This window comes from Thiobacillus denitrificans, from assembly GCF_001530125.1.
GTDB lineage: Bacteria > Pseudomonadota > Gammaproteobacteria > Burkholderiales > Thiobacillaceae > Thiobacillus > Thiobacillus denitrificans_C.
In genome coordinates this window covers 43,974-58,574 of record NZ_LDUG01000008.1, presented here as the reverse complement: position 1 = coordinate 58,574, position 14,601 = coordinate 43,974, and the positions used below count along the sequence as shown (strand labels likewise).

16 protein-coding genes and 3 tRNA genes are annotated in these 14,601 nt (G+C 64.2%); 12 read left to right on the top strand and 7 right to left on the bottom strand.

Features of this window, described 5'->3' with window-relative positions:
- Nucleotides 1–45: 45 nt before the first annotated feature.
- Genes ABW22_RS02755 through ABW22_RS02745 form a run of 3 tightly spaced genes read right to left on the bottom strand, consistent with a single transcriptional unit; the run spans nt 46 to nt 1,157 of the window.
- Nucleotides 46–381 (bottom strand): DUF2173 family protein, encoded by a 336-nt coding sequence (locus ABW22_RS02755; protein ID WP_059751745.1) that lies wholly within the window; start codon nt 379–381, stop codon nt 46–48.
- A gap of 9 nt (nt 382–390) precedes the next feature.
- Nucleotides 391–729, bottom strand: coding sequence for a DUF2173 family protein (locus ABW22_RS02750; RefSeq protein WP_059751744.1), 339 nt, complete (start codon nt 727–729; stop codon nt 391–393).
- 23 nt (nt 730–752) lie between these two features.
- Entirely contained in the window at nt 753–1,157 is a 405-nt protein-coding gene (locus ABW22_RS02745; protein ID WP_059751742.1) for a DUF2173 family protein, read from the bottom strand.
- A 79-nt stretch (nt 1,158–1,236) separates the two neighbouring features.
- On the opposite strand from ABW22_RS02745, the gene ABW22_RS02740 reads away from it, so the two are divergent.
- The 7 genes from ABW22_RS02740 to ABW22_RS02710 all read left to right on the top strand — a co-directional run bounded on the left by ABW22_RS02740 (nt 1,237) and on the right by ABW22_RS02710 (nt 4,642).
- Nucleotides 1,237–1,674, top strand: coding sequence for an RDD family protein (locus ABW22_RS02740; RefSeq protein WP_059751741.1), 438 nt, complete (start codon nt 1,237–1,239; stop codon nt 1,672–1,674).
- A gap of 3 nt (nt 1,675–1,677) precedes the next feature.
- Nucleotides 1,678–2,109 (top strand): DUF6231 family protein, encoded by a 432-nt coding sequence (locus tag ABW22_RS02735; RefSeq protein WP_059751739.1) that lies wholly within the window; start codon nt 1,678–1,680, stop codon nt 2,107–2,109.
- 253 nt (nt 2,110–2,362) lie between these two features.
- Complete coding sequence (locus tag ABW22_RS02730; protein WP_059751738.1) at nt 2,363–2,782, top strand: SseB family protein; 420 nt, start codon at nt 2,363–2,365, stop codon at nt 2,780–2,782.
- A gap of 19 nt (nt 2,783–2,801) precedes the next feature.
- Nucleotides 2,802–4,184, top strand: a complete 1,383-nt coding sequence (locus tag ABW22_RS02725; RefSeq protein WP_059751736.1) for an FAD-binding oxidoreductase — start codon at nt 2,802–2,804, stop codon at nt 4,182–4,184.
- 56 nt (nt 4,185–4,240) lie between these two features.
- Nucleotides 4,241–4,316: transfer RNA gene (locus tag ABW22_RS02720), tRNA-Ala, on the top strand.
- Nucleotides 4,317–4,333: 17 nt separating this feature from the next.
- Nucleotides 4,334–4,519, top strand: coding sequence for a hypothetical protein (locus tag ABW22_RS02715; protein WP_059751734.1), 186 nt, complete (start codon nt 4,334–4,336; stop codon nt 4,517–4,519).
- Nucleotides 4,520–4,566: 47 nt separating this feature from the next.
- Nucleotides 4,567–4,642: transfer RNA gene (locus ABW22_RS02710), tRNA-Glu, on the top strand.
- A 129-nt stretch (nt 4,643–4,771) separates the two neighbouring features.
- Here ABW22_RS02710 and ABW22_RS02705 read toward each other — a convergent pair.
- A tRNA-Arg gene (locus ABW22_RS02705) sits at nt 4,772–4,847 on the bottom strand.
- An 88-nt stretch (nt 4,848–4,935) separates the two neighbouring features.
- Between ABW22_RS02705 and ABW22_RS02700 the strand changes: the two genes are divergently transcribed.
- Together ABW22_RS02700 and ABW22_RS02695 are read left to right on the top strand one after the other, a co-directional pair.
- Nucleotides 4,936–5,508 (top strand): peroxiredoxin, encoded by a 573-nt coding sequence (locus ABW22_RS02700; RefSeq protein ID WP_059751733.1) that lies wholly within the window; start codon nt 4,936–4,938, stop codon nt 5,506–5,508.
- A gap of 38 nt (nt 5,509–5,546) precedes the next feature.
- Complete coding sequence (locus ABW22_RS02695; protein ID WP_237763204.1) at nt 5,547–6,758, top strand: diguanylate cyclase domain-containing protein; 1,212 nt, start codon at nt 5,547–5,549, stop codon at nt 6,756–6,758.
- On the opposite strand, the gene ABW22_RS02690 is transcribed toward ABW22_RS02695, so the two are convergent.
- The 3 genes from ABW22_RS02690 to ABW22_RS02680 form a co-directional block, all read right to left on the bottom strand.
- A complete protein-coding gene (locus ABW22_RS02690; protein ID WP_059751730.1) occupies nt 6,752–7,339 on the bottom strand; it encodes a CDP-alcohol phosphatidyltransferase family protein in 588 nt (195 codons plus the stop codon). The two genes, ABW22_RS02695 and ABW22_RS02690, sit on opposite strands and share 7 nt — an antisense overlap.
- 175 nt (nt 7,340–7,514) lie before the next feature.
- On the bottom strand, nt 7,515–11,366 hold the full coding sequence (gene hrpA, locus ABW22_RS02685; protein ID WP_059751729.1) for an ATP-dependent RNA helicase HrpA: 3,852 nt from the start codon (nt 11,364–11,366) through the stop codon (nt 7,515–7,517).
- Nucleotides 11,338–12,021, bottom strand: coding sequence for an energy-coupling factor ABC transporter permease (locus ABW22_RS02680; protein WP_059751726.1), 684 nt, complete (start codon nt 12,019–12,021; stop codon nt 11,338–11,340). Before ABW22_RS02680 ends, hrpA begins: the two co-directional genes overlap by 29 nt.
- A 47-nt stretch (nt 12,022–12,068) precedes the next feature.
- Between ABW22_RS02680 and ABW22_RS02675 the strand changes: the two genes are divergently transcribed.
- The 3 genes from ABW22_RS02675 to ABW22_RS02665 are packed head-to-tail and all read left to right on the top strand — an operon-like array spanning nt 12,069 to nt 14,456.
- Nucleotides 12,069–12,752: a YecA family protein gene (locus ABW22_RS02675; protein ID WP_059751725.1), complete on the top strand. Its 684-nt coding sequence runs from the start codon at nt 12,069–12,071 to the stop codon at nt 12,750–12,752.
- Nucleotides 12,753–12,786: 34 nt separating this feature from the next.
- Nucleotides 12,787–13,452: an HAD family hydrolase gene (locus ABW22_RS02670; RefSeq protein WP_059751723.1), complete on the top strand. Its 666-nt coding sequence runs from the start codon at nt 12,787–12,789 to the stop codon at nt 13,450–13,452.
- Between the two features lie 41 nt (nt 13,453–13,493).
- A complete protein-coding gene (locus ABW22_RS02665) occupies nt 13,494–14,456 on the top strand; it encodes a PDC sensor domain-containing protein (protein WP_059751721.1) in 963 nt (320 codons plus the stop codon).
- Nucleotides 14,457–14,601: the final 145 nt, after the last annotated feature.

The following is a 14,601-nucleotide window of genomic DNA, read 5'->3' as shown; positions in this document are numbered from 1 at the left end:
CCGCTGGGCATATTGCGGCAAGTGCGAAAGATCGGCCGTGCCCGATTATTCGTGCGCGGCGTCGCCCAGCGCCTGCATGATTTGATTCAGCGAGCCCTGTGCATTCTCGAACATGCAAACCAGGTTGCCTGCACTGCACACCGTCATTCCCTCGCCCTGCACGATCCAGCCCTGTGACGGCGACCAGCCGCGCATCTGGGTAAACAGGGACAACAGATCGGTGTTGCCCGACACCATGCGGCGATACCACTGGGCAAACTTCGCCAGGCGCTCCATCAGCTCCTGCGGCAGCACGCCTTCGGCCTCCATGACCACGCCATCGTCACGAAAGCGACACACAGCCGTCACGCCATCGAGGACCAGGATTTTTCTTAGCGACATACGCGCTCCTCAGTCAGCCTGGACGGCATTGAAGGTGGCTTCGTAGTCGGCGTCGCGGTTCTTGACGACCACGCCGCAGTTGCCATTGACGACGACCGACCATTCCAGCCCCACCACCGAGAAGCCCTTGATCGGCTGAAACCCGCTCTGTCCGGTGAGCGCTTCCCAGCCGCGTGCTTCCATGCCGGCGATCGCCAGATTGGCGACGCACGAGCGGGCCAGCAAATCCAGCACCTGCGGCGTCAGTTCGGTGCCCTCGCGCAGCACATGCGACTGCAGATCGCCCTTGTCGCTATAGGTGAACGCCGCCAGCGCGCCCGGCAAATCCATCATTTTTTGCAGATCCATATCCCCCCCTATTTGGTATCAGTTCAGTACAACGCTTCCTTGGTGTCGCCGCCCAGCCTGGCGTACAGATTGACCAGCAAGTCGTCCTGCACGTCACCGACCTTGGCGCGCATGATGGTCATGACATCGTTCAGCAACTCGTCACGGTTGTCGATGAAGGCGAAATAATTGCCCACCGCGCAAACGGTGAGCTGCGCACCACGCACGATCCAGCCCTGCACCGGGCGGCAGCCGCAGTTTTCGGAAAAGGAATCGAAAATTTCAGATTGCATGTTGACCGACAGCGTGTTGGCACGACACATGATCGATGCCATGCGCGCGAATTCGTCGGTAAGCGCGCCTTCATACGAGAAACGGTCGCCACGATAGGCATATTCGCCAGCGGCGATCACACCGGGAATCGCCATGAGTTGCTTTACGATACGCATTCAGCCCCCTCTTTGATTTTGATTATGGTTGCGGTCCATTGTGGCAAAGTATCGCACCAATCCGCAATATAGAGCCACCATGCAAGACAACGCAATAGCCTCCACCCCGGCACCCTTGCTGGCACGCATCGCCGCCATGATCTATGAATCGCTGCTCGTCACGGCAGTGGTATTCGTAGCGTCATTCATCATCATTCCGGTCGTCGGCGAGATGCACGCAGCGTGGCAGCGCCACCTGTTCCAGTTCTACATCGTGGGCGTGCTGTTCGCCTATTTCAGCGCGTTCTGGCTGCGCAGCGGGCAGACGCTGGCAATGAAAACCTGGCGCATTCGCCTGGTCGACCAGAACGGCGGCCGCATCAGCTTCAAGCAGGCCCTGCTGCGTTTCTGCCTCGCCTTGTTCGGCCTGCTGCTGGCGGGAATCGGCTTCTGGTGGGCCCTGATCGACCGCGACCGGCAGTTCCTTCACGACCGGGTCGCGGGCACCCGACTGGTGCGCGTGCCGCACAAGGCCTGAAGCATGAACTGGCGCGATCACCTGCAGGCACGCCTGCTGGACATCCGGCCCGCAAGCGTGTGCGCGCTCGATGCGGCCGCCCATCAACTGGCCGGCGGTGTGCTGCGGAACACGCCCATGCATCTGCATGGAAATCAGCCGGGGCAGGCGGCCGAGCTGGCTCTGGGGATCGATGCATTGAACGGGCTGGACGCTCAGCAAGCCCAGCATTTGATCAGCCAGACGCGTCTTTACACCGCCCCGCGCATCCTGCTCGCCGTGCGATCGGATTGCGCGCTGAACGAGGACATGTTTATCGCACTCGGCTTCACGCTGTCCGCAACCGACACGTCAGCAAACGTGCGTGTCCACTACTATGATCTCGACACCTACAAGACGGTGCCGGACTGGCTCAATGCCCGCCATTGGGCCAACCCGGAACGCTGGGAGCCCTAAGGCGATGCTGATCAATCCGTCGTTGCGAGGAGCGTAGCGACGCGGCAATCCAGAAATGTCTGCTTAGTCAATGCGCTGGATTGCCGCGCTTCGCTCGCAATGACAGTCACACCGAATTAATCAGCGTTTCCCTAAAGGACTCCGATCCACTATGCGCTGAAGCACATGTGGAGTCGTATGCCCTGACCGCCGCCCCCGCAAGCGCCATGGCTTACGTTACACTGGCCGTACCCCCTGCATCCGTTCCAAGACCATGAACTTCACTCCCCACAACGCGCTTGAAGAACAACTCGTCGCCGTCCACGCCGGCACGTTGGATCCCGAGACATTCGTGCTGCAACTGGTCGACCAGCAGTTGTTCATGCCGGTGCGCGACGAGAAGAATCCCATCCAGGGCTTCCAGCGCACCACCCAGGCCGAACCGCTGATCATCGAGGACGAGGACGGCGAGCGCGTGCTGGTCGTCTTCACCAGCCCCGAGCGCGCCAAGCCTTTTGCCGAGCATTACCCCGATTTCTCGGGCGGCCTGTTGACCGAATTTTCCTGGCTGCTGCGCCGCATCGGCGGCGGCGTGCCAATCTCGCTGAATCCAGGCTGGGACATCGGCATGGACCTCGACGCCGACATGGTCGGCCAGTTGATCGCGCAGTTGCCCCCCGAACATCCGGTCTGACCCGCACCGAGCCTTAACCATGCTGTCCGATCGCGCGCTTGCCGCTTTCCGTTCCGCCCTCGGCGCCGATCGCGTCTTCGACGACGCCGCCACCCGCGCGGTCTACGCCTGCGACGAGACCCCGCGCCGGGTCGAACCCGACGCCGTGCTGTTTCCGACCTCGCACGATGAGGTCGTCGCGCTCGCGCGCATCGCCTTCGAACACCGCATTGCATTGACCCCGCGCGGCGCCGGCTCCGGCAACGTCGGCGGCGCCCTGCCCGCGCCCGGCAGCGTGGTCGTCAGTTTCGAGTGCATGCGGCGCGTGCTCGAATTCGATCCTGCCAACCGCCTCATCGTCGTCGAGGCCGGCGTGGTCACCGGAGAAATCGACCGCATCGCGCGCAGCGCCGGCCTGTTCTACCCACCCGACCCCGGCAGTAGTACGTATTGCCGCATCGGCGGCAACCTCGCGATGAACGCCGCCGGCCCGCGCGCCGTCAAGTACGGCGTCACCCGCGACTACGTGCTGGGGCTGCGCGCCGTCACCGGCAGCGGGCAGGAAATCCGCACCGGCTGCCGCACCACCAAGGGTGTCACCGGCTACGACCTCAGCCGCCTGCTGGTCGGCTCCGGCGGCACCCTCGCCCTCATCACCGAAGCCACGCTGAAACTGCTGCCCGCGCCCGAAGCCGTCGCCACCCTGCGCGTGTGCTTTAACAGCAACCGCGCCGCGCTCGACGCGGTCAGCCGCGTCATGCAGCAGGCCGTCGTGCCCTGCGCGCTCGAATTCATGGATCACCGCGCCATCGACGCCATCCGCCCGACCGGCGCGGCGGACGACCTGCCGCCCGGCACGCGGGCATTGCTGATGGTCGAAGCCGACGGCGCCGCCGAGGACGTGCCGCGCCAGATCGCCGCGCTGGAACAAGCGCTCGCAGGCGACGGCCTGCTCGGCATGAAGAGCGGCTTCGAGCGCGACGAAATCACGCTACTGTGGACCGCGCGCAAATCGCTGTCGCACGCGGTCAAGCAGATCGCCCCGCTCAAGATCAACGAGGATGTCGTGGTGCCGGTGTCGCAGCTTGCCGACCTCGTCGACTTCATCGACCACACCGCGCATGCGCATCGGCTGGCTGTGGTGTCGTTCGGCCACGCCGGCAACGGCAACCTGCACGTCAACCTCATGGTGCACCCCGACGATGCCGATGAAATGGAACGCGCCCACCTGGCGCACGACGCCATCCTGTTGCGCGTGCTGGCACTGGGCGGCACCCTGTCGGGCGAACACGGCATCGGCACCGAAAAACGCCGCTTTGTCGACCGCGAAATCGATCCTCCCACGCTGGACCTGATGCGCGCGATCAAGCTGCAGTTCGATCCGCACGGCCTGCTCAACCCCGGCAAACTTTTTCCTGATTGAGATGGCGCGGAGACTTTACAAGCGCGCGGGTCCTCTATAGAATGCGCGGCTTCGTTGGGGGTATAGCTCAGCTGGGAGAGCGCTTGCATGGCATGCAAGAGGTCAGCGGTTCGATCCCGCTTACCTCCACCAACTAACAAGGAAGTACGATGCACAAGCTTGGCGTCATCACCACGCTGCTGGGGTTGATGCTGAGCGTTGTAGGATTGGTTGTTGGGTTTTGGAAAATGCTGAATGGCAGTGAGAATGCCGAAGTCTGGATCTCGCTGGTACCATTGGGGTTCGTCGGATTGTTGCTCGGCGTTACCTTGACCCAGCTTTCCAACAAGCAGTAGCGACGCAAGTCGTGTAGTAAAAATTGGCGGTTCACACTGCCGTCCGGGTCCCCATCGTCTAGAGGCCTAGGACACTACCCTTTCACGGTAGGTACCGGGGTTCGAATCCCCGTGGGGACGCCACCTTACACCCTGTAAGGTGCTCAATATCCAGCCCTTCCCGGGTTGTGACACAAAGCAGATGTGGAAATAATCATAGCGGCCAAGGCCGCTATTTTCATTTGTGTTTGTGCGTCGCGCACCGATCGAATGTGGCGCCCCGAAGACGAATCGAACGTCCGACCTACCCCTTAGGAGGGGGTTGCTCTATCCACTGAGCTACCGGGGCGTGGCGCGCATTGTACCGAATCCCGCATGGATTACCGAAGCCCGCCGCTTGTTTCGATCCCGCTATATGATGCGGGTTGGAGGAACACATGCTGAAACTGGTGCTGGGTGGATTGGCAGCGCTGTTGCTGGTGGCGAGCGCGGTTCTGTGGATGCTGCGGCCGGGCGCGCAGCGACTGGGGGGCAGCGCCGCGCCGGACTTCGCCTTGCCGGACCAGAATGGCCAAACCCATCGCCTGGGCGATTATGCCGGGCGCTGGCTGGTGCTGTATTTCTACCCCCGGGACGACACGCCAATTTGCACCCAGGAGGCATGCCGCTTTCGCGATGACATCGGCGTCCTGGGCGATCTCGACGCGGCGGTGGTCGGGGTCAGCCTCAACGACACCCGCTCACATGCCGTTTTCGCCCGCAAATACCAACTGCCGTTTCCGCTGCTGTCGGACCCCGACGGGCAAACGGCTGCCGCCTACGACAGCCTGCTGAATCTGGGTGTGGTGCGCTTTGCGCGCCGCCATACCCTCATCATTGCGCCGGACGGCCGTATCGCGGCACGCTTTGACAAGGTCGATCCGGCAAGCCACGTGCAGGAAGTGGCCCGCACCCTGCGGGCCTTGCAACATGCCGGGACGGCGCATGCAGCCCAGCTATCCCGCCAATAATGAACTAAATTTCAATGATGGTCTGATCGCGAGCGTATATGCCCCTGCAGCGCGGATTTTCCCTCACCACCAGCATGGCCTTCGCCGTGTTGATCGCCTTGATTTGCGGGCTCACTTTAAACGGTTTGCTGCAGTTGCAAACGCTGGGCTCGCAGATACGCACGGTGCTCGAGATTCACAACCGCAAGATCGATCTCATCACCAAAATCCAGGTGGCGGCGCACCTTCGCACCGACAGCCTGTTCCGCATGGCGCTGGCCAACGATCCATTTGAGCACGATGCCTATTTTCATGAATTTAATCGCGCCGGCTTCCTGGTCGGAAGCGGACGCAACCTCCTGCGCCAGATGGGACTCTCCGCGGCCGAGCAGCGCAGCTTCGATACGCAGACCCGTCTGGTCAACGACATTGAATCGGTGCAGAAACAGGTGATCGATCTGCTCAATGCAGAACGCAGTGCAGACGCGCGCCGGGTATTGGTGCAGGAAGCCATCCCGCTCCAGGAAGCCTTCAACCAGCAGCTAGCCGACATGCGCAATCTGTATCAACAGGTTAACCTGACCGCCCAGCAGCAGGCGCAGCAAACTTACCAGAACACCTTTTTATTCACGTTGGCACTCGGCATCGCGGCGGTTGTCCTGGCGCTGCTGATCGCCCGGCACACGCTACGGGGAGCGCGACTGAGGTCACAGCTGATACGCGAACAGATGGGAGAGCTTGAGCGCTCGCGCGCGGCGCTGCGTGAGGAGGCCACGCACGATCCGCTCACCGGGCTGGCCAACCGGCGGCTGTTTTATGACCGGCTGCACCAGGCGATCCGCCACGCCCATCGCTACGGCGGCAAGGTGGGCATTCTGTATGTGGACCTGGACCGCTTCAAGGACATCAATGACCGGCTTGGCCACCATGTGGGCGACACCGTGCTGACCGAAGTGGCGAAACGCCTCACCACCAACATTCGCGACTCCGATTCGGTTGCGCGCCTGGGGGGTGACGAGTTCGTGATGTTGCTGGAAGCGGTGCAGGGGCGGCAGGACTGCCTTGCCGCCGCGCGCAAGATCGAGCAGTCGCTGAACGGGGAAACGAGTTTCTACGGACTCGATGTGGAAATCGCTGCGAGCATCGGCCATGCGCTATACCCCGACGACGGCACCGACGAAGACGCCCTGATTCGCGCCGCCGACGCCGCCATGTACCGGGTCAAATCCGGCAGCGAGTCGGCGCAGCAGCACCGCCTGCCGTTTCAGTGAAGCCCGTCAGTGTGGCTGAGGCGAGCCGCCCCGCGCTCGCGGCGCGCCTTGGCACCCCATATCCACACATACTGCATGCCGGAGGCCACGGCGATGACGAATACCGTCACAAATAACGGCAACCGCCAGTCGTCGAGCGCCAGCAGACCGGCCAGTCCGCCCAGTACCAGCGCCAGCAGCGAAAACTCGGCAAACATGTGCGTCTTGCCGAGCCAGGTCGGGTGAATCTCAAGATGCCCGGCCAGCCCGCGGTAGCTCAGCGCACCCAGCACGATGACGCTGTCGCGTAGCAGGATCGCCAGCGTCACCCACAGCGGGATCGCGCCCGCCTGCGTCAGCATCACCAGCGTTACCACGCCCAGCGCCTTGTCGGCGACGGTGTCGAGCGCGGCGCCGAGCTGGGTCATCTGATTGAGCCAGCGCGCCAGCAGGCCGTCGATGCCGTCCGAGACCGCGGCGGCGAGGAACAGCCAGCAGGCCGCTTCCCAGCGCTGCTGCAGGATCAACCACCCCACCACCGGCACGGCGGCGATCCGCAGCAGGGTGATGATGTTCGGCAGGTTGAATACGCGTTCGCTCATGCGGGTATCTGGTTGAGTAAGTCTGCGTCAATATAGAGGCCAAGGATTTGGCGTGTCTGGCGCGAAGGCAACCGCAGCCATAGTCATTCTATGGCGAAGATTGCCGACAAAGCCAGGCGTGTCAAAGACTGGCCGAATATAGCAAGGCTTGCTCAAACAGACACCGAAACGCTACTCAGTACAAGGGCTGTCTGGCAAGCTCGCCCCACAGCTTGTCGAGCCGCTTGGCCGACACCGGGTACGGCGTTTTCAGTTCCTGGGCGAACAGGGAAATGCGCAGTTCTTCCAGCTGCCAGCGGAAATCCTCCAGCGCCGCAGGCACTGCGCCAAGACCGCCTGAAAGGCGAGTGTCTGGCGGCGTACCCCTTGCGGGTGCCTCGCCCTTCATCTGCGCGCGCCGCGCCAGATACTTGTTCTGCAGCGTCAGCACGCCGGCCATGCCGCGTGAGTCGCGCTGCTCGGACGCGGACAGCTTTTCCAGCCGCTTGAGGATGCCCCTCAAATAGCGCGGTAAGTCCTTCAGGTGCGTCCACGGCGTGGCGGTGATGAAGTCGGGGGGCACCAGCGCCGCCAGGTGCGCGGTTTCGTCGCGCATCGCGGCGGTGAACTGCGGCTTGGCGGCAAGGCGCGCCGCCACCTGCGCATGCAGATCGAGAATCTCCGCGACGTCGCGCAACAGCGCCTGTTTCACCACTGAAATTTTTGGTTTGGCGCGTTCCTTCTGCTTGTTGAAGGTCTTCGCGTCGCGCGGGGTGTCGTCGTCGCCCAGCAGCGCGCGTGTAGCGATGGCATCGATGAGCGCGGCGCGCAGCTGCTCGGGGCTGCCGAAGCTACGGTATTTCAGTGCCAGCGCGGTTTCGCGGGCGAGGTCCTTGTCGAGCTGCTTGAACTGCGCGGCGAGCGCAATCCGCAGCAGCCGCACCACGCCACGGCGGGTTTCGGCCTCTGCCACGTCGGCGGCGTCGAGCAGGCGCAGGTCGACGCTCTCGCCGTTGTCGACCAGCGCCGGATAGCCGACCAGTTCGCGTCCGCCGCGTTTGAATTTCACCTGCTCCGGCAGGTCGCCGAAATTCCATTCGACGAGACCGGTGCGCTCGAATTCGCTGTCCTCGGCGCCGCCGCCGTAGGTGATGCGCGCAGCCCCCCCGAGCTGCTGGCGCAGGCTGGCAAGATCGCGCCCGCTGGCGAGCTCCTGCCCGCTGTCGTCGATCACGCTGAGGTTCATTTGCAGGTGCGCCGGCAGCTCGCCCTTCCATTCGTCGGGATGGATGTCGGCGCCGATTTTCCTGTGGATGAAGGCCGCGAGCGCGGCGGTCAGTGTCTGCTCGCCCGGCTTCGCCACCGAGAGAAACGCCGTCACCGTGTCGGGCAGGGGAATCAGCGGGCGGCGGCGGTCCTTGGGCAGCGACTTCAGGAGCAGGGTGAGTTTTTCGCGGATGAGGCCGGGCACCAGCCAGTCGACCTGCGCCGGCTCGATGCGGTTGAGCAGATACAGCGGCAGGTGCAGCGTCACGCCGTCGAGCGGGTGGCCGGGCTCGAAGCGATACTTGAGCTTGCACGCGACGCCGTCGACCTGCATCGTTTCGGGAAACAGCGCGTGGTCGGCGCCGAGCGCCTCGCCGAGGATGTCCTCGCGCTGCAGGAACAGGATGTTCGGGTTGGCGGCTTCGGCCTCACTCCGCCAGGCCTCGAACGCTGCGCCGTTGTGGAGGTCTTGCGGCACGCGCGCGTCGAACAGGCGAAAGATTCGTTCCTCGTCCAGCCACACGCCTGACTTGCGCGCCTTGTGTTCGAGGTCCTCGATTTCCTGGATCAGCGCGCGATTGTGCGCGAACCACGGCGCACTCGTGTCGTATTCCCCGGCCACCAGCGCGCCGCGAATGAACAGCTCGCGCGACAGCACCGGGTCGATGGGGCCGTAGTGGATCTTGCGCCGCGGCACCAGGGTGATGCCGTACAGGCTCACCCGCTCGAACGCCACCACGCGCGCGCCGTCCTGCTCCCAGTGCGGCTCGATGAACATGCGCGTCAATAAATGACGCCCCGCCGCCTCGATCCATTCCGGGCGCACCTCGGCGACGGTGCGCGCGAGCAGGCGGCCGGTGTCGGTGAGCTCGGCCGCCATGACCCACTTCGGGCCTTTTTTCGCCAGCGCCGAGCCGGGGTGGATCGACAGCTTGATGCCGCGCGCGCCCTGGTAATTTCCCTCGCCGGGCCTGGCGCGGCCCGCGCCTTCACCCAACCTGACGCGGCCCTTCGCGTCGTCCGACTTGAAGCCGATGTTGCCCAGGAGCCCCGTCAGCAGCGCCTGGTGGATCGTGTCGTAGCCGGCGTCCTTCTCGTTTTCCCGCAAACCCAGCTCGCTCGTCTGCGCGTGCAGCTGGCCGTGGATGTCGCGCCATTCGCGCATCCGGCGCGGCGACAGGAAATGGTCCTGCAGCAGCGTCTGCAGCTGGCGGTTGGTCTTCTTGTGCTGCACCTGCTCCTCGTACCAGCGCCACAGTTTCAGCCAGCCCATGAAGTCGGAACGCTCGTCGGCGAACAGCTTGTGCTTCTCGTCGGCTGCCTGCGCGCGCTCCATCGGGCGGTCGCGCGGGTCCTGCACCGACAGCGCGCTGGCGATGATCAGCACTTCTCGCACGCAGCGCTGCTGTTCCGCCGCCAGCAGCATTCTTGCGATGCGCGGGTCAAGCGGCAGCTTGCCGAGTTTCTTGCCGACCGCGGTGAGCTGCCCGGCTTCGTCCAACGCGTGCAGCTCGGCCAGCAGCTGGTAGCCGTCAGTGACGAGTCTTGAACTCGGCGGATCGATGAAGGGAAAGCCCACTACGTCGCCCAGGCCGAGCGACTTCATGCGCAGGATGACGCCGGCCAGCGACGAGCGCAGCAGTTCGGGGTCGGTGAAGCGTGGGCGGCTGCCGAAATCGGCCTCGTCGTAGAGGCGGATGCAGATGCCGTCGGCGACCCGGCCGCAGCGCCCGGCGCGCTGGTTGGCCGACGCCTGCGACACCTTCTCGATCAGGAGCTGCTCGACCTTGTTCCGCGCCGAATAGCGCTTCACCCGCGCGCTGCCGGGGTCGATCACGTAGCGGATGCCCGGCACGGTGAGCGAGGTCTCCGCCACGTTGGTCGCCAGCACGATGCGGCGCAGCGCATTCGTGGGCTTGAAGATCGCGTCCTGCTCGGCGACCGACAGCCGGGAAAACAACGGCAGGATTTCGGTGCCGGGCGGATGGTGCTTGCGCAGCGCCTCGGCAGTGTCGCGGATCTCGCGCTCGCCCGGCAGAAACACCAGAATGTCGCCGGCGCCGAGCCGCGCCAGTTCGTCAGTGGCGTCGAGGATGGCCGCGATCTGGTCGGGGGCGTCCTTGTCCTTTTTCTCGCCTTTTGGGGACGGCGCGGGCTCCTCGCGTTCGATCGGCCGCCAGCGGATTTCCACCGGGTAGGTGCGCCCCGACACCTCGATCACCGGCGCGTCGTTGAAGTGCTTGGAGAAGCGCTCGGCGTCGATGGTGGCCGACGTGATCACCACGCGCAGATCGCTGCGCTTTTCCACCAGCGTTTTCAGATAACCGAGCAGGAAATCGATGTTGAGGCTGCGCTCGTGCGCCTCGTCGATGATGATGGTGTCGTAGCGCGAGAGCAGCGGGTCGCCCTGGCTTTCGGCCAGGAGGATGCCGTCTGTCATCACCTTGATCGCGGTATCAAAGCGCACCTTGTCGGTGAAACGCACCTTGTAGCCGACCACGCCGCCGAGCTCGCCGCCCAGTTCCTGCGCAATGCGCGCCGCCACCGAACGCGCGGCGATGCGGCGCGGCTGAGTGCAGCCGATCAGTTTCCCCGGACGAACGCCAGCTTCAAGACACATCTTGGGAATCTGCGTGGTCTTGCCGGAGCCAGTCTCGCCGCACAGGATCAGCACGCGGTTGGCCTGCAGCGCGGCGAGGATGTCGTCGCGGCGCGCGCTGACCGGCAGGTCGGGATAGGTGATGTGCAAGGGGCTACTTGTTCTGAATGTATTGGGCGTCATCGAAGGTTTCCAGCCAAGCCGGCCGATACACCGCCATCACGGTGATCGCCATGCCGGTGGAAAAGGCCTCCGCCCAGCTGAGCATCAGCGTGGCATAAGGCGTGTAGTGGGTGAGCAGATAGTCGAGCGAATACGCGTCGGCAACGGTCATCAGCGCGGTGGTGGCAAGGCCGATTGCCGCCACCGACAGCGCCGCGCCGAAAAAGCCGTTGCCCATCACGTAAACGAAGAAATGGTTCGGCAGGCGGCGTTCCAGCAGACGAAAAACGCCCCAGCTCACCGCCGCGGGCAGCGCCGCCGTCAACAGCGCATCGAAACCCAGCGCGGTCCAGCTGCCGCGCCCGAAGGCCGCGTTCGCCAGCAGGATCAGCACGCCGGCAAAGGTGGCGCGCCAGAACCCGAACATCAGTGTCAGCGCCGCCACGCCATAAAAGTGAAATGTCAGACCCGGCTTGATGCCGGTGCGGATCTGCCACAGCGCCAGCACCGCCACTGTGGCGGCCAGAAACAGGTTCAGCCGCGGCGGCTCAGCCAGGCGGCGCCAGTCGCCCGACATCAGCCAGCGCCAGGCCAGCAAAGCCAGCCCCAGCCAACCGATCAGATAAAAGGATTCGGGCAATACCGTTGCAGATAAGCCCAGCGCGGTAAAATTCATGAGTCGATTTTACGCGATGCGCCGCCCCCTTTCTTCGAGTCCCAGCCATGTCCGCCAGCCCTGTATCAAAATCCCCCAATGCCCCGCTCGGCGACGACGAGATCGACGCGCTGGCCGACCTGGTCGACCTGATCGACGAGCGCACCGACGTGCCGCTCTCGCTGGAAGGCCTCGACGGCTTCATCACCGCGCTGGCCTGCAGCCCGCGCGCGATCCCGCCCGAAGAATATTTCCCGGTGCTGCTCGACCGCGCCGACGGCCTCGCCACGTTGTTCGAGGACGCAGCCGACGAGGCGCGCTTTCTGATGCTGTTCAATCGCCGCCGCAAGGAGATCGACCGCGCGCTCGGTGCGCCGATCGAGAACCTGGCCGACCCCAAGGCGCTATCGCCGCTGGTGATGGACTGGGACGGCCTGCTGGCCGAACTGCCGCCGGACGAGGCCAAATGCCTGCAGGCCGCCGGTATTCCGCCCTATGCCCAGTTGTGGGCCGGCGGCTTCCTGCTGGCAGTGGAGCACTGGGAGGACGACTGGACCCTGCCCGTCGGCAGCAAGGACGAAGCCTTCGTCGACGAAGTGCTCGATCCGTTCTATGTGCTGGCGGCGCCGCTCGACGAACTCAGCCCCGAAGAGCTGGCCGTCCGCCGCGAAGATCACCTCGCCCTCGCCCTCTGGGGCGCCTACGAACTGCGCGAATTCTGGCTCGACCGCGGCCAGGGACCGCGCAGCTGAATACTTGTAACGTGAATCCTGTAAGCTGAATCTGATGAAACTCGTCCTCTTCGATCTCGACAACACCCTGCTCGCCGGCGACTCCGACTATGAATGGGGGCAATTCCTCATCGCCAAGGGCGCGGTCAACGGCCCGCATTACGAAGCCAAGAACAAGGCGTTCTACGAGGACTACAAGGCCGGTGAACTCGACATCTACGCCTTCCTCGCGTTTGCCCTGCGCCCGCTCGCCACCCACACCCGCGAACAGCTCGACGCCTGGCATGCCGAATACATGGAAACACGCATCAAGCCGATGATCCCCCAGGCCGCGCGCGACCTCGTCAACAAGCACCTGAACGAAGCCGACCTGGTCGCCGTCATCACCGCCACCAACAGCTTCGTCACCGGGCCGATCGCCAGGGAATTCGGCATTCCCCATTTGATCGCCACCGATCCCGAGGAAATCGACGGCCGTTTCACCGGCGAAGTCGCCGGCACCCCGTGCTTCCGCGAGGGCAAGGTCGTGCGCATCGAGCACTTCCTCCAAGCCCACGGCACCCGGCTGGACCGCCTCGATACCAGCTGGTTCTACAGCGACTCGCACAACGACCTGCCGCTGCTGGAAAAAGTCCGCCACCCGGTCGCCGTCGACCCCGACCCCACCCTGCTTGCCCAGGCCGAGGCCCGCGGCTGGCCGGTGATTTCATTGCGTCATTAATATTGAAGATAATGCAGGCTACCGTCGCAGATCGATCGCCCATGTCCCCCTCCACCACCCTTGCCGAAAGCGTCACCAAACAACGCGAAGCGCTGGCCAATCTGCTGCGCGAACCGCTGGCGCTGGCCGCCCAGGCCTGCAGCCGGGCCTGGCCGAGCCGTGCCGGCCTCAACGCCGCGCTGATGCATGCGCTGTCAACCATGCCCGCGTGCAAATATCTGTATGCGCTGGACACCCGGGCAATTCAGCTTTCCGACAACATCAGCCGCGAGGGCCTGATCGAGACGGATTACGGGCGCGACCGCTCCGACCGCCCCTACATGCGCGAGGCGGTGCCGAACCAGGGCTTTCTGCTGACCCAGGCCTACATCAGCCTGCGCGCCAAGCGGCCGTCGCTCACCGCGGTCCAGATCGTGCGCGACGACGACGGCCAGGTGCTCGGCTTCGTCGGCGCCGACTTCGACCTGCGCGACCTGCCGATCACCGGCAAGCTGTATGACGAACCCACCTACTGGCGGCAGATCAAGGGCGACCCGGCAATCCGCGGCGCGGTGTTCCACCAGACCCGCGTCGACAGCCAGATGGACCTCAACCTCGACACCGTGCTGGGGGTGATGGCAGAGCTGATGACCGATCACGGCATCTTCCACGGCAAGCTGCATTTTTCCAGCAGCCGCGCCACCCTCTGGCTGGTCGACGACCCCTATCGCTACCGCCTGCTCGACATCGACGCGCTGACCGACCCCGACACCTGCCTGATCTACCCGCACCACGATTACCCGGCCGACGCCGTGGTGCCGCGCGACAAGATCCGCCCGGTGCTCGACGGCCTGCGCGCGCTGCGCTTCATGGACGAGACGTTTTACCTGCGCGCCGGATCGCTCAACATCTTTAACGGCATGGTCGGCCTCACCTTCTCGTGCGACGGCTCGCACTACCTGCCGTGGGACGAATTCCTCAGCAAGGGCTACGATTTCTGGGCCAGCGGCAAGGCGCTCGGCTGACCGAGTCGGACCGGAGTTCCAATATCCCTACCCACAACAGCTTGAATTTGGCGCCCTTCACGGCAGATAGTCAGCTACCCTCGGCCGACCTGCCTTGAAAACCCACATCCTCATCCCCTGGGGTCAGTTGGAAATAGTGGGGTCC